Raw genomic sequence first — 20,075 nt, forward strand, 5'->3', positions numbered from 1 at the left:
CTTATTGCCCAACTTTTTTCTCTAACCTGTAAACGTAAGCCAGCATTTCAGCTACAGCCTGATAAAATTCTTCTGGTATAATATCACCAATTTCAATTACATCATATAAAGTTCTTGCCAGTGGCTTATTTTCAACTGTAACCACATTGTTTGCTTTGGCAATTTCCCTGATTTTGAATGCTATCTGATCGACCCCTTTTGCAACAACATATGGAGCGGAAGCTTTATCTTCATCATACTTTATCGCAATAGCAAAATGTGTAGGGTTCGTAATGACCACATCAGCTGAGGGAATTTCACTCATCATCCGTCTAGTCGCCATTTGACGTTGCTTTTCTTTGATTTTCGCTTTAATTTGAGGGTCCCCTTCAATATTTTTATGCTCATCTTTAACATCTTTTTTCGACATTTTTAAACTTTTTTCAAAGTCATATTTCTGATATGTATAATCAAAAACAGATAGAAACAATAATGCGAAAGCTGCTGAGATACCCATAATAATTGTAATTCTGCCAAAGAACCCAATCGCATTTTCAGCGGTCTTAAATGCTAGCATCATCATCTCATCTTTATATAGCCAAATAATCACAAATGTAATTGTTCCAATAAAAGTGATTTTTAATAATGATTTCAGCAACTCAACTAAAGCTCTAGCCGAAAAGATTTTTTTTGACCCCTGAATAGGATCGAGTTTCTTTAAATCCAGCTTTAGTGGCTCTGTTGTAAACAAAAATCCGATTTGTGTGAAGTTGGCAGCCAAACCTGCAAGGATTGCGACTACCATAATTGGTGCCAGCATTTTCCCAAGTTCCATTGAAGTTTCTGTTAATACCTGACCAACTGAAGGAATCGTTACATCCCAGTTAATATATTCGGTAAAGGTATGCTGAAACATCGTTGTCATGATGTCTTTCATGAAACCACCAAATACTACTAAAATCACAAAACAAAAAAACAATAGGAATGCTGTATTAATATCCTGACTTTTGGCTACCTTCCCTTTTTTCCGTTCATCCTGCCGTTTCTTAGGTGTAGCTTTTTCGGTTTTTTCATCGGCTCCTGCAAAGAATTGTAAGTCCAGTTTCAAGTGCATCTTAAGCACCTCCGAATAATTGCATTAACCCTCGCATTGCGTCAAAGGTGGTTTCAAAAAGGCTCTTCACCAACACGACATACAGACTAAGGAAAAATAAGATAACGACAAAACTAACGAAAATTTTTATCGGCAAACCAACTACAAATACGTTTAACTGTGGTACAGCTCTTGCAATGATCCCCAGTGCGACATCCACTAAAAATAAACAGCCAACAATTGGGATTGCCATTTGGAAAGCTATCAGAAACATTTTGTTAAACGTAGTAATGACAAAGTCAGCGATTGTCCCATCCTGAAACGGTATAAAAGATTGCATTGGTATTAAATTATAACTGTAAAAAATTCCATCTATTAACAAATGATGACCATTTACCGATAATAAAAATAACAGAGCAATTATATATAGGTATTGTCCTGTTAAGGGACTTTGGGCACCCGTTTGCGGATCAATTACGTTAGCAATCGCAAAGCCCATTTGAAAATCAATGAAACCACCAGCAATCTGGATGGCTGAAAGGATAATATAAGCTAATAATCCTATTAACAGACCAACAATTGCTTCCTTAATTAATAAAAATAAATACATGTTGTCAATTGGGACATTCGATGAATCAACTGTATAATACATGACTAATGCCAAAAAAAACGAAAATCCAATCTTAAACGGTGTTGGGATTGTCCGGTATGAAAATAATGGAACTGTCGCAAAAAAAGCTGCAACCCTTACAAAAATTAGAAAAAAAACAGGAATACTGGAAAGATTAATAATATCTAACATGCTTTACCCTACAAACTGATTCAGATTTTGATATAAATTCACTGTGAATTCGACCATCTTTGTAAGCATCCATGGTCCGAAAAATACAAGTCCTACTAACACAGCAACAATTTTAGGTATAAAAGCCAGTGTCTGTTCCTGTATTTGAGTTGTGGCCTGAAAAATACTGACAAGAAGCCCCACAGCTAATGCCAGAATTAGCAATGGGCCTGATATAAGTAAAATAACATAAACACCTTTTTCAGCTAACGTTAATACAAACTCACTCGTCAAATATAAACACCTGCCTTAAAACCCTTGTAATAATGACTGGGTAATCAAGTACCAACCATCTACTAACACAAATAACAATATTTTAAATGGTAATGAAATCATTACTGGCGGTAACATCATCATCCCCATTGACATAAGAACACTCGCAACAGCCATATCAATTATTAAAAACGGAACAAATATCATAAATCCCATTTGAAAGGCAGTCTTTAACTCGCTTATCGCAAAGGCTGGTACCAATGTTGTTAACGGAATATCCTGTATATTATCCGGTTTGTCAATTTCGGCATAATTCATAAATAATGCCAAGTCTTTTTGCCGTGTATGTTTCGACATAAATTCTTTCATTGGTGTACTTGCTCGATCATATGCTTCATCCAATGTAATTTCTTCTTCAAAAAGCGGCTGTAATGCCTCATCATAAACCTCACTGAATGTTGGTGCCATTACGAAAAAAGTAAGAAACAAAGCTAGCCCAATTAACACTTGATTTGGTGGCATCTGCTGCGTAGCAAGTGATGTTCTGACAAATGACAAAACAATAATTATTCTGGTAAAGCTCGTCATTAGAATTAGAATACTTGGGGCTAACGATAATACTGTAAGTAACAGTAGTAATTTTACTGATGTTGAAACAGATGAAGGATCAGATCCAGAAAACATATCTACAAATTCATTCATGTCTATCTTCCTTCTGTTTACGTTGGTTGATTAATCTTGCTCTTTTTTGTTTCAATTTATTTAATTCACTTGAAAATATACTTTTAAAATCTTTATTAGATTGAGTTTCTTCATCTGCATTTGTTTTTTGTTGAAAAATAGAGGTTAATAATGACTTTGTTTGCACTTCATTGGATTCATTATTATGTAATATCTCTTTTTTTGCTTCTTCTTCACTAATTTCCTGCAGCATTTCAACATTTTCACCAACACCTATGATAAAGATTTTGGATCCTATTCGAACAAGCTGAATGGATTTATTAGGTCCAACTGAAATTCCACCTAAGTTCTCCAAGCCCTTGACCTGTTGAAACAATTTATTACGTTTACTTAAAAACTTAAGTAATAAGTATATAAGTCCAAGTACCAAAAGTAAGGCAAAAAACATCTTAACCAAGTTAAATAGTAGAGATCCGTTACTCATTCCCCCGGATTCCTCATCACTTTTGGCATCATTCGGAGTTGTTTTGGTCTGTGTACAATCTGCATCTTCCTCGAGGCATTTTTCTACACTAGGCTCCGCCTCGATAATCACAGGATACGAAATGGTACAAATGAAAGCTATAATACAAACAACTAATCCTATTTTCTTTTTCAATATACTCACTCGTTTCTTAATCTAGCGCCTTCTGGATTGCTTCAACAACTCGTTCTGCCTGGAACGGTTTAACAATAAAATCTTTTGCCCCGGCCTGAATAGCATCTATAACCATCGCTTGTTGTCCCATAGCTGAGCACATAATTATATTTGCATCAGCATCTAATTGTTTTATTTCTTTTAATGCAGCTAATCCGTCCATCTCTGGCATCGTAATATCAAGCGTAACAAGATCAGGTTTCAGTTCCTTATATTTCTCAATTGCTTCTACGCCATCCTGTGCTTCACCAACAACTTCAAATCCATTCTTACTTAAAATATCTTTGATCATCATACGCATAAAAGCTGCGTCATCTACTATTAAAATTTGTTTTGCCATTGCAGTAATCTCCCTTTAAGATAGTATTATTTTAGTTTCATTAAACGGTCAGTCCTGCTGCTGATATCCGTTACACGAACACCAAAGTTCTCATCAATTACTACTACTTCGCCTTTAGCAATTAACTTTTCGTTCACCAGGATATCAACTGGTTCACCCGCAAGTTTGTCTAATTCAATGATAGAGCCAGCCGATAGCTCCAAAATATCCTTAATGGTCCTTTTTGTACGACCTAGTTCTACCGTTACTTTTAATGGTATATCCAAAAGCATATCAAGATTGCGCTGTTCATTTTTGTTTAGCTCAACTTGTTCAAAATTTGAGAACGTTGCTTGCTGAATAGAAGAATTATCCTGATCAATTGTGTCACCAAGATATTGTGCACTCTCAGACTTTTGCGGTTCTGAATTAGCCATTTGTTCTGTTTTTACTTTTGGTTTGTCCAAATCACCTGTTTCAGCTGCTTCTTTTTCTCCATCAGATGAAGAAGTATTCAACAGCTGATCAACTAGTTCCTTGGCAAATTGAACAGGTATCAACTGCATTATATTGGAATCTATCAGGTTGCCAACTTGCAGCTGGAATGAAACTTTTACAAAATGTTCCTCATTAGTGATAGATTCTTCACTTTCATTGTCATTCGTTTTTTCAAGATTAATAGTTGGCGGTGAAATATCAACTCGTTTACCAAATACTGTTGACATACTCGTTGCAGCTGTTCCCATCATTTGATTCATTGCTTCCTGAACAGCACTGAGATGTATTTCGTTCAATTCTTTATCAGGAGTAGCTCCATCACCACCTAGCATAATGTCCGAAATTACAGCAGCATCTTCTGATTTCATAACTAGTACATTCTGGCCGTTAAAACCTTCTACATAATTCACCTTAATATTTACATGATCAAAATCTAACACATTATTCATTTCTGTATTTTTAATAACAGAAACTTTTGGTGTTGTAATATCTACCTTTTGATTTAGTAGAGTCGATAATGTTGTTGCCGAGCTTCCAAAAGAAATATTACCTATTTCACCCAGAGTATCTATTTCAATTGTAGACAAAGAATTTAAAGTATCACTTTGATCTTTTACTTGGTTATCCATTTCGTCCTCTTCTTCACCCACTTTCAGGAGTGCATCTATTTCATCTTGGGAAAGCATGCCGTCATTCATTATTGTTCCCCCCTTTAATTTCTTCAAGTACTTGCACTGACAGCTTATTTTTAAATTTGCCAGGCTGTACATAGAACTTAGGCTCATCATTTATTGCTAACGTTAATGGATGGTCTATCGGCTGATTCAACCCAATAATGTCATCCGCGCCTAAGTTAAGCAGCTGCTGAATGCTGATATTGGTGTTACCTAATAATGTCTTTGCTTCAACATTAGCAGTTTGAATATTGTCGGATAACTTTTCATATGCTTCAGGATCCCTCTTTTTAGTAGCTGTTTGCATCCAATAATGCACTGATAATTTTGGAATAATAGGTTCCAATACAATATGCGGGATACAAATATTAATCATGCCACTTGTTTCACCTATTGTGGTGTTCAAAGAAACTACCACAACTGTTTCATTTGGTGACACCATTTGCAGGAATTGCGGATTCACTTCAAAGTCCTCTAGTACAGGGTCAATCTCTATTAAGGATGACCACGCCTCCTGTAAGTTAACTGTTGCTTTTTCAAAAAGTTGAGACATTAGCATTGTCTCAATTTCAGTTAAGTTTTCCACTTTGTTAACACTATTTCCCTTACCACCAAGGACCCTGTCAAGCATTCCATATGCAATATTCGGGTTAACTTCCATTAAAATTCTGCCTTCAAGTGGCGCTAAGCTATACATGTTTAACACGGTCATTTTCGGGACAGACCGAATAAACTCTTCATAAGGTATTTGGTCAACAGACGCAACAGAGATATTTACATAAGTCCTTAATTGCGCAGAGAAGTAAGTCGTTAATAAACGGGCGTAATTTTCATGAATTCTGGATAAACTCCGAATCTGATCTTTAGAAAATCGAAGTGCACGCTTAAAATCATATACTCGAACCTTTTGCTCTTTTTCTTCTTTAATTAATTCATCTGCATTCATTTCGCCCGAAGATATCGCTGATAATAATGCATCAATCTCATTTTGCGAAAGTACTTCTTCCACTTGAAACCTCACCTCCAAACAGGAGAAATTTACCTTACTACTGTAAAATTTTATTTATTGTGTACACATCTGTAATATTACCTTCAGTCATAACCTTGTTTAACTCTAATTGGACAACATCTTCTAAATTTGATAATCCTGACTTAAAATCTTCCTCATTCATTTTAGCCAGTTCTTTTATTAAGATGTTTTTAAGCTGAAATTCCCTTTTTTTAACTTCTTCCTTCGCGTCTTTACTGTCTGTGATAATTTGAAATTGAATTCGTACAAAACTGCCATCTTCTAAGTCTGTGGTGATTTCGGAAGTCTTGTATGAATTTTTTATAATTTCATCGATTGATTGTGCTTTTCCACTATTTTTCTCACCAGTAAAATTTAAAACTACTATAAGTGCAACTACACCAGCTAATAATAAAATACTTATGGAAGTAACCATCGTTTTTCCTAATTTACTGCTCATTAACATCACCCACTTCATTAAACCATCCATTTAAACCGATTTTTCGATAATAATCTGTCACTAGTTGTTGTACATCTGACTCAGAGTCCTTAACAACTAGTTTCTTACCATTCATTAATGTTATCGTCGTGTCTGGATGTGATTGAATCTGTTCAATCATAATTGCATTTAAAAGAAAAAGTTCCCCATTCAATCTAGTAAGCTGAACCATAATTATGGCGGGAGTGCCTTTTAACTTGACACCCCCTACCTCCCTACATTATCGTTTTAAATTTACAAGTTCTTGCAGGATTTCATCTGATGTCGTAATGATTCTGGTATTCGCCTGGAACCCCCGTTGCGCTGTAATCATTTCAGTAAATTCTGAAGCAAGGTCCACGTTTGACATTTCCAGTGAACCACTGACAATTGATGCTACTCCATCAGTTTCAGGTTCGGCTAATCCGGTATAACCCGCGTTCTCTGTATTCAAATATAAGTTACTACCTGCTTTTTGAAGACCAGCTGGGTTTGAAAAGTTCGCTAGTGCAACTTGACCGGCTACTTGTGTATTACCATCTGCATCAATGTAATTTACAGTACCATTAGTCTGCACACTGAAGCTTTGTGCTGTTTCAGGAATTTTAAGTACAGAATTATTATCTGTGTTTATACCACCATTACCATCTTCTGCATATCCCATTAAGTACAAACCATCTGAGTTTACGATGTTACCATTTGTGTCTAGATAAAAGTTGCCGGCACGAGTATAAGAGACATTTGATTGTTCCAAATCAATATTACTAATCACATTTTCTGGATCAAATTCAGTCTGCCCAGTTCTCTCCAAGTCACTAGCAACAACAAACATTCCATCCCCTTCCAATGAAAAATCTAGTGGTCTATTCGTTGTTTGGCGGAAACCTTGTGTATGAATGTTATCAATTGAACCCATTTGTGAACCTAAACCAATCTGTGCCGGGTTTACACCTCCACGAGTATCTGTTGCACCTTGTGCACCTGATGACATCTGACTCATCATATCCTGAAACGTGACACGTCCCTTTTTAAACCCTACAGTATTTACATTGGCAATATTATTGCCGATAACATCTAATTTTGTTTGAAAACCTTTCATTCCGGAAATACCCGCATACATTGAACGTAACATATTTATTTCTCCCCTTTATTGGTTTTATCACCTTTAATTTATTAGCTGTGTCATTCATTCAACAGCTTAATGGCCTCCCAATCGGGTCCAGCCTAATCTTGAATTAATATCGTTCCGTTAATATTTGTGAAAATTTTACTTATCGCTTCTTCCTTTTGCATTGCTGTTACAACTGTATTGTTTTTAGTACTTACAAGTAGCGCAGCGTTATCCGTAACAACTAATGAATCAGTAACACCTTTTTGTTTCGCTTCAGTCATTTTCTCTGAAATAGCCTGCCATTGTGTTTCACTTATCGTAATATTTCGTTCACTCAAGCGTTCTTTGGCATGCTTACTGATTTTAGGATGTTGTACGCCTGCCAAAATATCCTTAAAGCTAGCTGATTCATTTTTCGTTTCTGTTTTTTTAACAAGTGGTAATGGCATCGCATGATGTTGCTGCAACTGATTAATGCGGTCCATGTTACTCACTTCCTTCTGGGGACGGTCCTGCTATCTCTTCTTCGTCAGTACCATTATCTGAACTAGCATCTGGATCACTTACCTGTGTGATCGAATCTGCATAAATTTTTTCACCGTTCTCAAGCTCCAGTACAGCCCATCCATTATGTTGACTCACTGCAGTGACCTTACTTGTTTCAATATCGAGCTTCTCCCCAGTATCTTCATCATAAGCCTGATAAGAAACTTCTTTACCAATCATGTGACTATTTTTCAGTATTGGTGATACCGTTTGATTTTGCACAAGTCTATCAATCGAGTTTGTCATATTCATCATTTGTTCCAGGGATGAGAATGATGCCATCTGTGAAACAAACTCCTGATCTTTCATGGGACTCGTTGGATCCTGATTTTGCAATTGGGTCATTAAAATTTTCAAGAAGCCATCTTTGCCAAGATCAGCACTTGGTGTTCGCTCCGTTGATTGATTACTTAAATAAAGAGATGGATCAATTGAATTCACGTTTCTCACCTACACTTTCTCATTCATTAAGATATTTTGAAATTGTGTCTCAAAATCTCCTTCCTCCTGATGTTCATCCTGCTCAGAATGATCGGACTGTCCTTGTTCATTTCCGCCTTTATTTTGCTCTTCCTCTTGTTCACTTAAATTCGTTTGTGCCTGCTGTGAGGATACTTCCTGTTTTTCAACCACTACCTGTTGTGGTGAAAACATGTTCTTCAGCTGGTACATGTTCGACTCAAGCATTTCTTTAGCAGCTTGAGAACTAACCATTATCTTTACAGTCATTTCTCCATTCATTTGTGTTAGCTTAACCATCATGTCCCCAAGATTCTCAGGCCGTAACGTGATATTTAATTGTGACGTTCCATTTTGCATCGTTAAAAACTTGCTTGTTTTCATAACTCTTTGAAACTGTTCCATCAGTTGTTTATCAACGGGCTTTGCATCTTGATTCTGGTTCATATGAATGACATATTGTTCAACCTTTGACAAAGGAACCGATGATGTCAATGACGTGGATTGCTGTCCGGATACTTTATCACTGTTTGTTTGACTGCCAACTGTATGCTGCAACCATTTAGTTACATCATTACTTGTTACTTTTGCATCAGAATTGTACTGTGATTTGGAAGCAAGTTGATTCCGCTTCTGGAAAGATTGTAAGAGTTCCTTCCAAACTGCCTGTTCTTTACTACTGCTTTTAGGCAAGTCTTGTAAAATCATTGTCTGACTCGTATTTTGCTTTTTCTCTAATGCTGTCCATTGCTCTAAAACCTTCAACAATGCGGGAGATGCTTTGGAAGCACTCTTCAGATCGGTTACTTGTGAAAGTAACTTTTCAGCTTTTGCAAACAATGCTTCAAATTGCTTTTGAAGATTTTTATCACTTAAGATTGGTGACTGATCTATGAAAGCAAATAATGATGCTGCTTTTACTTCTGTTTTACCATTCAGCAATGATGTAAGTTTTTCTACTGCACCTTCCAACATTTGCATGACTTGTGCTTTTAATGTTCCACCTTCACCAACCATTTCAATACTGCTAATTGTATCTTCCAGTATTTGCATTGCTTCATCTTTGGATAATGGACCATTTTTACCTGAACTAATTTTATCAAAGGCCTGCTCTATAATTAGTGTTGCTTCGTCTTTTGATACAGCACTGTTAATGAGCTTTTGAACATCTTTTGTACCCATTAGCATTTTAACTAGAGAAAGGTCATTTTGTTCATCTTCCTGGTTTCTTAGTTGACTTCTATTCTTCTGTGTTGTGCCTGCCAACAGATCTTGGAAAACAGATTCCTTATTAGAAGGTCGCTTGCCGGAATTTTGCTCTACTATATCCCTTGTTTGCATCACTTGCTGAAAATTCGTTCCAATCGCATTCAATTTTCTCACCCCCTTTCAAGTTAAGCCAGTTTGGAGTTAGTTAGTTACAAACAACTGAGTCAATTCAGCGGCTAGGTCAGGATCCATGTTCTCGAAAATTCCGCCACGAACATCATTTGGAATTTGTTTTAGAATTCCTACAGCTAAATCCTGTTCCATATTTTCAATAATTAATGCAGCTTGTTCACTATCCATTTCATTAAAGGATGACGAGATTGCTTTAATTGATTTATTTCCTGATTCGGCTTCATCATCAGAAGTTTCTGATTCGCTCGATTTCTCATTGGAGTTACTGTTCTCCAGTTTGACAATTTCCTGTTCCAATTGTCCGATGGTAGACTCGAGGTTGGAAACTTTCTGATTCAGCTGTTCTATTTTCTCATCTTTACTAGCAATAATATCCTTTGTCTTCTGATCTTCTCGCTGTTCATTCTTTTCTTTATCTGTCGTGATCATGGTAGATACAACCGGAATACTATTTCCAGTGGTTTTAGCCCAACCAACAACATCAACACCAGCAACTGTAAATATAATGACAGCTAGGGTTACTGCAACAATTAATGGAATAACAATTGCAAAAAAGAACCATAGAAACGGATTTGTTTTATTTTGTTGTTTTATATTATCCTTTGCCATTCTTCTCACCTAATCTTCTGGTTGAAATACTGTTGCATCGAGATTTCATCCATTTGAGCATTTTCATTCTTTTTGATAAGCTCTTCATCTTCCTTGTGCCTGTGTTCAATGATTTTTTCAAATTTTTTCACTTCAACATGTGCATTGGTGAGTTTCTCATGATTGTTATCCATTTCATTTCTTGCTTTTTGCACGTCATGCTGAAGTTTCATAATCTGGTTATTTAAAATTTCTATATATGCTACTTGCTCTTTAATTCTATCTATTGGGGTTGTTTGGTGAAGGTAACCTTCATATGATTCCTCGGCTACCTCTTTTTTTCTTAGCAGGTTATACAACTGTGTAGCTATTTCCTCAAAGAAATCAATGGATTGCTGATATGCTTTCTGTGCATCTCTCTTTTCATTCTCACGTACATTTAATATTTTGGATAATGCAACTGTTTCTGCCATCAAATTCCTCCATTAAGCAACTTTTGCATCTGGTTAATTGATTCTTCAAGTGTATGGTATTCGAAAATTTCTTGCTTTAAAAACTCCTGGATCTTGGGGTGATATGATATCGCCTTATCGATTTCCTGGTTTGTTCCCCGCTTATAAGCACCAATTTGAATCAATTCATTATTCTCTTCATAAGTAGCCATTAAAGTCCTGATTTTTTGTGCTGCTTCCAAATGTTGTTTACTTGAAACCTGATTCATTACCCTGCTTATCGACTTTAAAATATTAATAGCAGGAAATTGGCCTTGCTCAGCTAAATCTCTATCTAATACAAAATGGCCATCTAAAATTCCCCGAACAGTGTCAGCAATTGGTTCATTCATATCATCCCCGTCTACCAGTACTGTATAAAAAGCGGTTATCGTCCCTTTTTTACTTGTTCCTGTCCGTTCCAACAATTTTGGCAGTGTAGCAAATACGGATGGTGTATACCCTTTTGTTGTTGGTGGCTCTCCAGTTGCCAAACCAACCTCTCGTTGTGCCATTGCAACCCTTGTTACAGAATCCATCATCAGATTTACTTGGAAACCCATGTCTCGAAAATATTCACTGATTGCTGTTGCGGTGTAAGCACCTTTTATTCGCATTAAAGCTGGCTGATCAGATGTTGCTACGACTACTATAGACTTTTTTAATCCTTCTTCTCCAAGATCATTCTCAATAAACTCTCGAACTTCCCTGCCTCGCTCACCAATCAAACCAATCACATTTATATCTGCACTGCTATTACGGGCAATCATGCCAAGTAAAGTACTTTTACCAACTCCACTGCCTGCAAATATCCCTATCCTTTGTCCTTTACCTACTGTTAGCAATGAATCTATTGACTTAACCCCTACTTGAATTGGCTCAGATATAGGCGCACGAGATAGCGGGTTTGGTGGTGATTGTTCTGTTAAATAACTTGACAATCCCTTTGGAAGTTTCGATTCATCCAAACACCTGCCAAGTGAATCAACTGCTTTCCCGATTAAACCACGCCCGATTTTGACTGACAGGGGTTTACCAGTGGACTCAACTAAACACCCTGGACCAATTTCTGTCACCTGCGCGTACGGCATTAGAATTATTTTTTCATTGTTAAAGCCAACTACTTCAGACATGACTGGCTTTTTATTAGTTGAGCTATGAATCAGACAAACTTCACCGATATTCGCGTCTGGTCCTTGAGACTCAATCATTAGTCCTACAACCCGCAATACTTTCCCATACCGTTTTAATGTATCCGCTTGATCAATTGCATCTAAAAATTTTGTTGTAGTCATTGGTCACTCTCCATATTGACCTCATGTAATACTTCACGCAGTTCCTGGAGTTGCACATCTATACTAGCGTCAATTCGTCCAAAGGGGTGTTCTATCAAACAGCTGTCTTCTTTTAATTGTTCATTAATATAGATTGATACATTTAAATCCTTGTCAACAAGTTGGACAATCTCATCTTTTTGCTTCATCACCATTTCATAGTTACTTGGATGTAAATAAATCGAAAGTTCCGACTGATCCTTTATCTCTTTAATTGCTGCATTAACAATTGAGATGAAAGATTCCGGATTCTCCTTCAACTCTTTTTTAATAATTTTTTCTGCAGCATGAACGGCTAGCTCTACTATTGTTTCATCACTTTGTTCGATAGTAGCGTGATAATCTTTAGTTGCAGTTTCTACGATTTTATTAGCATTTGCCAGCAATTCCTCATACTGACCTTTCCCCTCTTGCTGCCCGAGTTCAAAGCCTTTCTTAAACCCTTCTTCCTGAGCCTGTTTAATATAGGCTTCTTTTTCTGTTTTCCAATTTTCTTTAGCTTCTTCAATTTCCGCTTTCGTCTGTTGCAGTAAGGAATCTTGTTGTTCCTTTATTTGCTGAAGCCTTTCATGTGCTTGGCTGATTTCAGACTGTATATTCTTCTGCTCAGCCTCTGTACTTAGGGAGGTTTGAGCATTATCCTGACTTTTCACCTCAATCGGTCTAACTTTAATAAGTTTTTCTTTCATAGTACATGACTGACTTGAAAAAATATTAGACAATGATATCGTCACCTCCACCACGGGCTATAACGATCTCTCCAATCTCTTCTAGGCGACGTATGGCCCCGACAATTCTTGTTTGCGCTTCTTCCACATCTCTCAGCCTAACAGGTCCCATATATTCCATTTCTTCTTTAAACGTCTCTGCCATCCGTTGAGACATGTTACTGAAGACTATATCCTTCACTTCATCACTAGCAACTTTTAGAGAGAGACGTAAATCTTCATTCTCAACTTCTCGAATAACACGTTGAATTGCACGGTTATCCAATACAACAATATCCTCAAAAACAAACATGCGTTTTTTGATTTCTTCAGCCAATTCTGGATCCTGAATTTCAAGAGCATCCAAAATTGTTCTCTCAGTACTTCTATCTACGCCATTTAATACTTCAACAACGGCGGCAATACCACCAGTTTGTGTATAGTCCTCTGTTAACGAAGAAGAAATTTTCCGTTCTAGTACTTGCTCTACCTGACTTATGATTTCAGGTGAAGTTGAATCCATTGTTGCAATTCGTTTAGCAATTTCTGCCTGCATTTCTTGTGGTAACTCGGATAATATTTGTCCCGACTGTTCCGGATCCAAGTAAGATAATACAAGTGCGATTGTTTGTGGATGTTCATGCTGAATAAAATTTAACACTTGCTGCGGGTCAGCCTTACGTGCAAAATCAAAGGGCCTGACTTGTAATGACGATGTTAAGCGTTCTATGATGTTGGTCGCCTCATTCTGCCCAAAAGCTTTCTCGAGCACCGACTTTGCATAGCCAATCCCGCCTTGTGTAATATAATCCTGCGCCAATGCTATTTGATGAAATTGATCAAGAACATCTTCCTTCGTATTGGACTCTACTTTTTTTACTGAAGAAATTTCCAGACTTAATTTTTCAATTTCTTCTTCTGACAAATGTTTATATACTTGTGCAGATACATCCGGACCCATGGAGATTAAGAGAATAGCTGCTTTTTGTTTACCTGTAAGAGTTGATTGTTTTGCCATTTTCTATTACCTCCTTAATCATCCGCGATCCAGCTTCGTAAAAGTTTGGCAAATTCTTCTGGTTTTTCTTTAGCCATTTTCTCTAGTTGTTTTCTACGTACTACCGATTCAGAATTCTGTTCATTACCAATTTCCGGAAGTTCCTCACTCATTTCAGTTTCCACTTTTCCTTCTACTACTTCCTCTTCATCCGTCTTGCGGTTCCGTACTAACAAGAAGACTAATAAGATAATAATAGCTAATAATATGCCGCCAGCTATATACATCCATAATGGAATAACAGGGTTAGATGGTTGTGCTGTATCTGCACTTTCACTGAATTCCTGAAATACAATTGATGTCTTTTCTTCAGGCTGAACCTCCCCGTATTCTCCATTTATTGATGTACGGATGATAGAATTTAAAATTGATGTCATTCCAGCAGAAACTGTTTCTTGTTCCTGATTCGATAAATATTGAACCTCATCCCCATTCTTACTTTTCACTTCATCGACGGCTACCTGAATTCCTAAATCACGAATCTTATAAGGGCTTTCAACAATTTCTTTACGAATACGGTTATATTCATTATTTATAGTTTCTTTCGATAGTTCGTAATCACCATCTTGACCTTCTTCTGTTGCCTCATAATTAGGTATGTCACCTTCACCAGTCCCACCTGTTCCACCAACCGGAGGGTTTCCTGTGTAAGTTTCCTGAATGCTTTCAATACTAACCGGTAAACCTTCCATATTTTCTACATCAACTGGCTCGATAAGTTTTTCAACTCGGTTTTCCTGTGTGAAGTCAACATCAGCTGTTACAGAAACGATGACGTTATCCATTCCAACCATAGTTCCAAGCATTTGTTGGAGTCTTCGCCGTATATCACGTTCTATATCCTTCTTTACATCCTGCTGATATGTATATGTATCCTTATTGGCAACACCATTTTGTGTATTTCTATCGAAGTACTCAAAATACTGATTCATAATAACGATATCTTCAGGCGGCAGATTAGGAACAGCTTTTGATACTAGATGATATAATGAGTCAATTTGATTTCCTTTAAATTGATAGCCAGGTTGTGTATTAATAACAATTGAAGCACTAGCATCCTGCCCCGATTCACTGACAAATACAGGCTCTTTGGGCATATTAATCATGACTTTTGCATCTTCAATTCCTTCTACACCTTTTATTAAGTTAGCCAACTCTGTTTGCATAGCATCCAGCTTTATCATGCTAAACTCATTGTCGGTAATCCCCCATGAAGCATTCTCGCTGAAAAAAGAGTAATCAATATTACCACTGTTAGGGATACCTTGTCCTGCAAGATCAACAAGTAGTGAATTCACATTGCTTTCCGGTACGGTGACAGTTGTACCTCCACTTTCCAGTTCATAAGGAATACCTCGTGCATCTAATTCACTTTTAATTTGACCGACTTCCTGTAAAGATAGGTTACTATATAAAGGAACTAGCTTAGAATCAGATGTAAACAGTATTATTGCTGTAATCAAAGCAACAACTATTACGATAGAACCTATAAATATTCCTTTTTGACCTTTCGTTCGTTTGGTCCAAAAAGATTTAGCTGTATCTTTGAATTTCAATAATTTTTCCTTCATATATTCCCCCGCCAAATTCCAATTTCTATTTAAAAACTACCTTACCATTCTATAGCTACTATTAGGACCTCATAAAAATCGTTTGAATATTTTTATAGATTTGAGCGCAGAAATATACTCTCATACACTTCTTTAATAACAAAAGTCTAGTTGCACTTATGTAATTAAAAAAGATTCAAATACTTTCTCATCTGCTAAACAAAATCTTGGCCTTTTGTATTTTTAGAAAAGATAGTTTCCTTTATATCTGCATACGCATAATTTCTTTATAAGCATCAATTACTTTACGTTGTATTTGTACAGATGTTTCCAATGTAACGCTGGCTTTTTGTGCTGTAATCATAACATTATGTAAATTGTCTACATCACCTGTTGCCATTTCTTTAGTCTTTGTATCTGAAGCAACTTGTGTATCGTTCACATGTTCAATCGCTGCTTTTAACGAATTTGCAAAGTTACTCTGGGCTTCACCCGGTGAAATTGATGGCCTGGCTGTTTCTGTATTGGTTATTGCAGGCTGATTTACTCCATTTATTAAAGGGTTCATAAAATAACTCCTTCGTTATTATTTTCCTATTTCAAGTGCCTTTAACAGCATATTTTTGCTTGCATTCATTGATGTGATGTTCGCTTCATATGATCTAGTTGCACTCATTAAATCTACCATTTCCTTTAAAGGGTCCACATTTGGCATTTCTACGTAACCTGCTTCATCAGCATCCGGATGATTAGGGTTATATACAACCTTAAACGGCTCGTCATCTTCAACAATTTCTGACACTTTGACTCCAGAACCCTGATCTGATGGTGAATTAGTAGCTTTATGTAAAAAAGATTTAAAATTTTGTCCGTTTGGTTCCATAACGACCATTTTTCGTCGGTAAGGCTCATACTCACCATTTTCATTTATTGTAGCCCTAGTTGTTTGAGCATTAGCAATATTTGAAGAAACAACATCCATACGAAGTCTTTGTGCTGTTAATGCGCTTGCACTTGTGTTAATTGCATTAAACATTGACATAATTATCTACCTCCTCTAATTACCGTTTGAATACTACTGAACTTACCGTTGATACGGTCTACCAAACTTCGGTAATAAATTTGGTTCTTTGCTAACTCAGACATTTCTTTGTCAATGTCAACATTATTCCCGTTGTGGCTATACATCGTGTTCTGGTTCGTAACCGTCTTAAACGAACGGGTTGAATTTACATTATTAAAAGGAATATGTTCAGGATGTGTTCGCTTTGTCTTAATGGACGTATTTAGTGTTTCGTTTAACACATTTTTAAAAACAACGTCCTTCGATTTATAATTCGGTGTGTCGACATTTGCGATATTACTTGAAATTGTCCGATTTTTAGCCGATGCATAATTAAGAGAGTTTTCTAATGTTTGGAACGTTCCACCAAATAATTCCATTGCAATTCCTCCAAAATTTTTATAAAAAGACGGACATAAACTATTATATGTATACGAACATTGTAATTTATAACGCATTTAAAGTCTATCACATTTCGACAATTTTCTCTTTGGGAAAAAAAATTAGTTAAATTTATCTAGGACTTTATACATGTTAAATTTACTTTTAATACCAAAAATCGATATTAAATAATAATTTTATTGTGATTATCACCCTCTAAAAATTTTTTTAGAAATACAGTAGTAATATCAATTCTAGTTACGCTTATTAACTAGAATTTATTTATTGTATTGGAAATTGTAAAATTTAAGTGCTGTGGACAATGGACATCAGAATCAGCGACGTCCAACTCCGACGTACAGGACGTACTAGTACCGTTGATGCTACAGGATGTGTCGTTCTCACCGGCCAGCACCTAGCGCCTAGTGAACTTCCCTCCCCTGTCTACGATAATAAATAAAGGATGTTCGACTGAAACCACCACATCTTGTGGCAACGTCGAACTACCCGACGTCCTGTGGGGCAGCTTACGCTCTTCGTGCATCCTTTGCAACGTCGACCTATCCGCAGCGCTGAGCACAGTCCATACGGCGTTGAACAGGCGCTTTCGCTTTTATTCTAGTTTCTTAATTCCCCCCATTAAAAAACGGTTATCCTCTAGGGATAACCGTTTTTTGTATGAATACATTATCTTGAACGTAATTTTTCCAATTCTACGAGGAATTTACTGTTTAATACTTTGATATAAGTACCTTTCATGCCCAGTGAGCGGGACTCAATTACGCCAGCACTCTCAAGTTTCCTTAGAGCATTAACAATGACTGATCTGGTGATTCCAACTCTGTCTGCAATTTTACTCGCAACCAGTAGTCCTTCGTTACCGTTTAATTCTTCAAAGATATGATCAATCGCCTCTAATTCACTATAAGACAGAGAACTAATTGCCATTTGTACAACAGCTTTACTTCTTGCTTCTACTTCAATTTCTTCTGTTTTCTCATGCAAAATTTCCATACCTACTACAGTTGATCCATATTCAGCAAGAAGTAAGTCATCATCACTGAAACTATCATTTAATCTGCTTAGTATAAGGGTACCAAGTCGCTCTCCTCCACCGATTATAGGGACAATAGTAGTTAAACCATTACTAAATAATTCACGATTTTCGACTGGAAATGCAGTATAACGGCTATCAATATCAAGGTTTGCAGTTGTTTCATGAATATTGAATAACCCATCTGTGTATTCCTCAGGAAATTGTCTTTCCTCCAGCATAGATTTCATACGTTCGTTTTCAATCTCCTGGTTAATAGCGAAACCTAATAACTTTCCTCGTCTGCTCAGGATAAAAATATTACCCTTAATTACATCTCTTAAGGATGCAGACATCTCATTAAAGTTCACCGATTTTCCTGTAGCTTTTTGCAGCATTGCGTTAATTTTTCTTGCGCGATCTAAAAGTTCCATAATGATCCTCCATTTCGTTAATTCGATTTATAGAATAAATTGACTTAAATCTTTATTTTTAATAATATTACTTAATTTTTTATCGACATATTCTTCCGTAATATTAATTGTTTCCATATTAATATCCGGTGCTTCAAACGATAAGTCTTCTAACAGTTTTTCTAAAATAGTGTGAAGTCTTCTTGCACCAATATTATCTGTATCCTGGTTAACCTGATAGGCAATTTCTGCCAGTCTATTTACAGCTTCGTCCGTAAATACAACATTTATACCTTCCGTTTTAATTAAAGCAGTATATTGTTTTAACAAAGCATTTGATGGTTCTTTTAAAATTCGTTTAAAATCTTCAACAGAAAGCTTTTCAAGTTCTACTCTGATTGGAAATCTTCCCTGCAATTCAGGTATTAGATCAGAAGGTTTTGCCATATGGAATGCACCTGCGGCAATGAAAAGCATATGATCCGTCTTTACAGGACCATGTTTTGTTACGACGGTAGATCCTTCTACAATAGGTAAAATATCACGCTGTACCCCTTCTCTAGAAACATTTGCGGAATTATCCTGTTTCGCTGCCACTTTATCGATCTCATCGATAAATAGTATACCTGATTGCTCAGCACGATGCACTGCCTCTTGTGCAGCCTCTTCCATATCTACCAGTTTTTGTGCCTCTTGTTGTGTTAGAACTTTTCTTGCTTCAGAAACAGGCAGTTTACGTTTTTTCTTTTTCTTAGGCATAAATTGACCTAAAGCATCTTGCATGTTAGTGCCCATTTGTTCCATTCCTGACCCCTGAAGCATATCGAACATGGATGGTGGCACTTCCTCAATATCAATTGTCACAAGATTATCTTCCAACTCCCCAAGGGACAGCTGACTTTCTACCCGCTTACGTTTGTTTTTAATTTCCTCATCTTTTGGTGTATTTTCACCCTCATCATTCTCTTCCTCGGTCGAGAATAACATTTCAAATGGATTTTTCATACTATTTTGCTTTTTCGCTTGAGGTACCAGCAATTGAACAAGTTTTTTGTTAGCTTCATCCTCTGCTTTGTCCATGACTTCACTCATTTTCTCTTCCTTTACCATCCGCATAGACATTTCAACCAGGTCACGAACCATTGATTCTACATCTCGACCCACATAACCAACTTCAGTAAACTTTGTTGCCTCTACTTTGACAAATGGTGCATTGACTAATTTAGCCAATCTGCGAGCAATTTCCGTTTTACCTATTCCAGTTGGTCCAATCATCAAAATATTCTTCGGTACAATTTCTTCTTTAATTGACTCATCAAGTTTCATTCTGCGATACCGATTTCTTAATGCCACAGCAACCGACTTTTTTGCATTTTCCTGACCAATTATATACTTATCTAACTGACCCACAATTTGTTTTGGCGTATAATCAATACTCATATTTCACGAAGGCCTCCTC

The 20,075-nt window shown here is 36.6% G+C and carries 25 protein-coding genes; all 25 read right to left on the reverse strand.

Features of this window, described 5'->3' with window-relative positions; all coding sequences use genetic code 11:
• Nucleotide 1: 1 nt before the first annotated feature.
• Nucleotides 2-1,093: a flagellar biosynthesis protein FlhB gene (gene flhB, locus ACE1TG_RS05855; protein ID WP_375051431.1), complete on the reverse strand. Its 1,092-nt coding sequence runs from the start codon at nucleotides 1,091-1,093 to the stop codon at nucleotides 2-4.
• A 1-nt stretch (nucleotide 1,094) separates the two neighbouring features.
• Nucleotides 1,095-1,874 carry a flagellar biosynthetic protein FliR gene (fliR, locus tag ACE1TG_RS05860; RefSeq protein WP_375051432.1) on the reverse strand — a complete coding sequence of 260 codons (780 nt, stop codon included), beginning with the start codon at nucleotides 1,872-1,874 and terminating at the stop codon, nucleotides 1,095-1,097.
• A gap of 3 nt (nucleotides 1,875-1,877) precedes the next feature.
• Nucleotides 1,878-2,147: a flagellar biosynthesis protein FliQ gene (fliQ, locus tag ACE1TG_RS05865; RefSeq protein ID WP_092492937.1), complete on the reverse strand. Its 270-nt coding sequence runs from the start codon at nucleotides 2,145-2,147 to the stop codon at nucleotides 1,878-1,880.
• Nucleotides 2,148-2,162: 15 nt separating this feature from the next.
• The gene (gene fliP, locus ACE1TG_RS05870; protein WP_375051433.1) at nucleotides 2,163-2,828 is read right to left on the reverse strand and encodes a flagellar type III secretion system pore protein FliP; all 666 of its coding nucleotides are present in this window, start codon (nucleotides 2,826-2,828) and stop codon (nucleotides 2,163-2,165) included.
• Nucleotides 2,821-3,465 carry a flagellar biosynthetic protein FliO gene (locus tag ACE1TG_RS05875; protein ID WP_375051434.1) on the reverse strand — a complete coding sequence of 215 codons (645 nt, stop codon included), beginning with the start codon at nucleotides 3,463-3,465 and terminating at the stop codon, nucleotides 2,821-2,823. The genes fliP and ACE1TG_RS05875 overlap by 8 nt, the downstream gene beginning before the upstream one ends.
• Nucleotides 3,466-3,481: 16 nt before the next feature.
• On the reverse strand, nucleotides 3,482-3,844 hold the full coding sequence (locus tag ACE1TG_RS05880) for a response regulator (RefSeq protein ID WP_375051435.1): 363 nt from the start codon (nucleotides 3,842-3,844) through the stop codon (nucleotides 3,482-3,484).
• Nucleotides 3,845-3,870: 26 nt separating this feature from the next.
• The gene (gene fliY / locus ACE1TG_RS05885; protein ID WP_375051600.1) at nucleotides 3,871-5,022 is read right to left on the reverse strand and encodes a flagellar motor switch phosphatase FliY; all 1,152 of its coding nucleotides are present in this window, start codon (nucleotides 5,020-5,022) and stop codon (nucleotides 3,871-3,873) included.
• Nucleotides 5,012-6,004 (reverse strand): flagellar motor switch protein FliM, encoded by a 993-nt coding sequence (fliM, locus tag ACE1TG_RS05890; RefSeq protein ID WP_375051436.1) that lies wholly within the window; start codon nucleotides 6,002-6,004, stop codon nucleotides 5,012-5,014. Before fliM ends, fliY begins: the two co-directional genes overlap by 11 nt.
• Before the next feature lie 37 nt (nucleotides 6,005-6,041).
• A complete protein-coding gene (gene fliL / locus ACE1TG_RS05895) occupies nucleotides 6,042-6,464 on the reverse strand; it encodes a flagellar basal body-associated protein FliL (RefSeq protein ID WP_375051437.1) in 423 nt (140 codons plus the stop codon).
• Nucleotides 6,454-6,675, reverse strand: coding sequence for a flagellar FlbD family protein (locus tag ACE1TG_RS05900; protein ID WP_375051438.1), 222 nt, complete (start codon nucleotides 6,673-6,675; stop codon nucleotides 6,454-6,456). Before ACE1TG_RS05900 ends, fliL begins: the two co-directional genes overlap by 11 nt.
• Before the next feature lie 48 nt (nucleotides 6,676-6,723).
• A complete protein-coding gene (gene flgG, locus ACE1TG_RS05905; protein WP_375051439.1) occupies nucleotides 6,724-7,614 on the reverse strand; it encodes a flagellar basal body rod protein FlgG in 891 nt (296 codons plus the stop codon).
• Nucleotides 7,615-7,706: 92 nt separating this feature from the next.
• Nucleotides 7,707-8,078, reverse strand: coding sequence for a TIGR02530 family flagellar biosynthesis protein (locus tag ACE1TG_RS05910; RefSeq protein ID WP_375051440.1), 372 nt, complete (start codon nucleotides 8,076-8,078; stop codon nucleotides 7,707-7,709).
• A gap of 1 nt (nucleotide 8,079) precedes the next feature.
• Nucleotides 8,080-8,589, reverse strand: a complete 510-nt coding sequence (flgD, locus tag ACE1TG_RS05915; protein ID WP_375051441.1) for a flagellar hook assembly protein FlgD — start codon at nucleotides 8,587-8,589, stop codon at nucleotides 8,080-8,082.
• The gene (locus ACE1TG_RS05920; protein ID WP_375051442.1) at nucleotides 8,590-9,972 is read right to left on the reverse strand and encodes a flagellar hook-length control protein FliK; all 1,383 of its coding nucleotides are present in this window, start codon (nucleotides 9,970-9,972) and stop codon (nucleotides 8,590-8,592) included.
• Between the two features lie 36 nt (nucleotides 9,973-10,008).
• Complete coding sequence (locus tag ACE1TG_RS05925; RefSeq protein WP_375051443.1) at nucleotides 10,009-10,608, reverse strand: MotE family protein; 600 nt, start codon at nucleotides 10,606-10,608, stop codon at nucleotides 10,009-10,011.
• 5 nt (nucleotides 10,609-10,613) lie between these two features.
• Nucleotides 10,614-11,060 (reverse strand): flagellar export protein FliJ, encoded by a 447-nt coding sequence (gene fliJ, locus ACE1TG_RS05930; protein WP_375051444.1) that lies wholly within the window; start codon nucleotides 11,058-11,060, stop codon nucleotides 10,614-10,616.
• The gene (fliI, locus tag ACE1TG_RS05935) at nucleotides 11,060-12,373 is read right to left on the reverse strand and encodes a flagellar protein export ATPase FliI (RefSeq protein ID WP_375051445.1); all 1,314 of its coding nucleotides are present in this window, start codon (nucleotides 12,371-12,373) and stop codon (nucleotides 11,060-11,062) included. Before fliI ends, fliJ begins: the two co-directional genes overlap by 1 nt.
• On the reverse strand, nucleotides 12,370-13,101 hold the full coding sequence (gene fliH / locus ACE1TG_RS05940; protein WP_375051446.1) for a flagellar assembly protein FliH: 732 nt from the start codon (nucleotides 13,099-13,101) through the stop codon (nucleotides 12,370-12,372). The genes fliI and fliH overlap by 4 nt, the downstream gene beginning before the upstream one ends.
• Nucleotides 13,102-13,126: 25 nt before the next feature.
• Nucleotides 13,127-14,137, reverse strand: a complete 1,011-nt coding sequence (gene fliG / locus ACE1TG_RS05945; RefSeq protein ID WP_375051447.1) for a flagellar motor switch protein FliG — start codon at nucleotides 14,135-14,137, stop codon at nucleotides 13,127-13,129.
• 14 nt (nucleotides 14,138-14,151) lie between these two features.
• The gene (gene fliF, locus ACE1TG_RS05950) at nucleotides 14,152-15,747 is read right to left on the reverse strand and encodes a flagellar basal-body MS-ring/collar protein FliF (protein ID WP_375051448.1); all 1,596 of its coding nucleotides are present in this window, start codon (nucleotides 15,745-15,747) and stop codon (nucleotides 14,152-14,154) included.
• Between the two features lie 241 nt (nucleotides 15,748-15,988).
• A complete protein-coding gene (gene fliE, locus ACE1TG_RS05955) occupies nucleotides 15,989-16,294 on the reverse strand; it encodes a flagellar hook-basal body complex protein FliE (RefSeq protein ID WP_375051449.1) in 306 nt (101 codons plus the stop codon).
• An 18-nt stretch (nucleotides 16,295-16,312) separates the two neighbouring features.
• Complete coding sequence (gene flgC, locus ACE1TG_RS05960; protein ID WP_375051450.1) at nucleotides 16,313-16,768, reverse strand: flagellar basal body rod protein FlgC; 456 nt, start codon at nucleotides 16,766-16,768, stop codon at nucleotides 16,313-16,315.
• Nucleotides 16,769-16,770: 2 nt separating this feature from the next.
• Entirely contained in the window at nucleotides 16,771-17,169 is a 399-nt protein-coding gene (flgB, locus tag ACE1TG_RS05965) for a flagellar basal body rod protein FlgB (RefSeq protein ID WP_375051451.1), read from the reverse strand.
• Nucleotides 17,170-17,857: 688 nt separating this feature from the next.
• Complete coding sequence (codY, locus tag ACE1TG_RS05970) at nucleotides 17,858-18,637, reverse strand: GTP-sensing pleiotropic transcriptional regulator CodY (RefSeq protein WP_375051452.1); 780 nt, start codon at nucleotides 18,635-18,637, stop codon at nucleotides 17,858-17,860.
• A 27-nt stretch (nucleotides 18,638-18,664) separates the two neighbouring features.
• Nucleotides 18,665-20,056: an ATP-dependent protease ATPase subunit HslU gene (gene hslU / locus ACE1TG_RS05975; RefSeq protein ID WP_375051453.1), complete on the reverse strand. Its 1,392-nt coding sequence runs from the start codon at nucleotides 20,054-20,056 to the stop codon at nucleotides 18,665-18,667.
• Nucleotides 20,057-20,075 lie beyond the last annotated feature (19 nt).

The organism is Virgibacillus sp. JSM 102003 (assembly GCF_041949995.1).
Lineage (GTDB): Bacteria > Bacillota > Bacilli > Bacillales > Amphibacillaceae > Lentibacillus.

Bases quoted from the DNA above. Each gene is read 5' to 3' on its own strand.
- flhB (WP_375051431.1), bottom strand. From the start codon at position 1,093: ATGCACTTGAAACTGGACTTACAATTCTTTGCAGGAGCCGATGAAAAA.
- fliR (WP_375051432.1), bottom strand. From the start codon at position 1,874: ATGTTAGATATTATTAATCTTTCCAGTATTCCTGTTTTTTTTCTAATT.
- fliP (WP_375051433.1), bottom strand. From the start codon at position 2,828: ATGAATGAATTTGTAGATATGTTTTCTGGATCTGATCCTTCATCTGTT.
- ACE1TG_RS05880 (WP_375051435.1), bottom strand. From the start codon at position 3,844: ATGGCAAAACAAATTTTAATAGTAGATGACGCAGCTTTTATGCGTATG.
- fliL (WP_375051437.1), bottom strand. From the start codon at position 6,464: ATGAGCAGTAAATTAGGAAAAACGATGGTTACTTCCATAAGTATTTTA.
- ACE1TG_RS05900 (WP_375051438.1), bottom strand. From the start codon at position 6,675: ATGGTTCAGCTTACTAGATTGAATGGGGAACTTTTTCTTTTAAATGCA.
- flgG (WP_375051439.1), bottom strand. From the start codon at position 7,614: ATGTTACGTTCAATGTATGCGGGTATTTCCGGAATGAAAGGTTTTCAA.
- ACE1TG_RS05910 (WP_375051440.1), bottom strand. From the start codon at position 8,078: ATGGACCGCATTAATCAGTTGCAGCAACATCATGCGATGCCATTACCA.
- ACE1TG_RS05925 (WP_375051443.1), bottom strand. From the start codon at position 10,608: ATGGCAAAGGATAATATAAAACAACAAAATAAAACAAATCCGTTTCTA.
- fliJ (WP_375051444.1), bottom strand. From the start codon at position 11,060: ATGGCAGAAACAGTTGCATTATCCAAAATATTAAATGTACGTGAGAAT.
- fliI (WP_375051445.1), bottom strand. From the start codon at position 12,373: ATGACTACAACAAAATTTTTAGATGCAATTGATCAAGCGGATACATTA.
- fliH (WP_375051446.1), bottom strand. From the start codon at position 13,101: ATGAAAGAAAAACTTATTAAAGTTAGACCGATTGAGGTGAAAAGTCAG.
- fliG (WP_375051447.1), bottom strand. From the start codon at position 14,137: ATGGCAAAACAATCAACTCTTACAGGTAAACAAAAAGCAGCTATTCTC.
- fliF (WP_375051448.1), bottom strand. From the start codon at position 15,747: ATGAAGGAAAAATTATTGAAATTCAAAGATACAGCTAAATCTTTTTGG.
- fliE (WP_375051449.1), bottom strand. From the start codon at position 16,294: ATGAACCCTTTAATAAATGGAGTAAATCAGCCTGCAATAACCAATACA.
- flgC (WP_375051450.1), bottom strand. From the start codon at position 16,768: ATGTCAATGTTTAATGCAATTAACACAAGTGCAAGCGCATTAACAGCA.
- flgB (WP_375051451.1), bottom strand. From the start codon at position 17,169: ATGGAATTATTTGGTGGAACGTTCCAAACATTAGAAAACTCTCTTAAT.
- codY (WP_375051452.1), bottom strand. From the start codon at position 18,637: ATGGAACTTTTAGATCGCGCAAGAAAAATTAACGCAATGCTGCAAAAA.
- hslU (WP_375051453.1), bottom strand. From the start codon at position 20,056: ATGAGTATTGATTATACGCCAAAACAAATTGTGGGTCAGTTAGATAAG.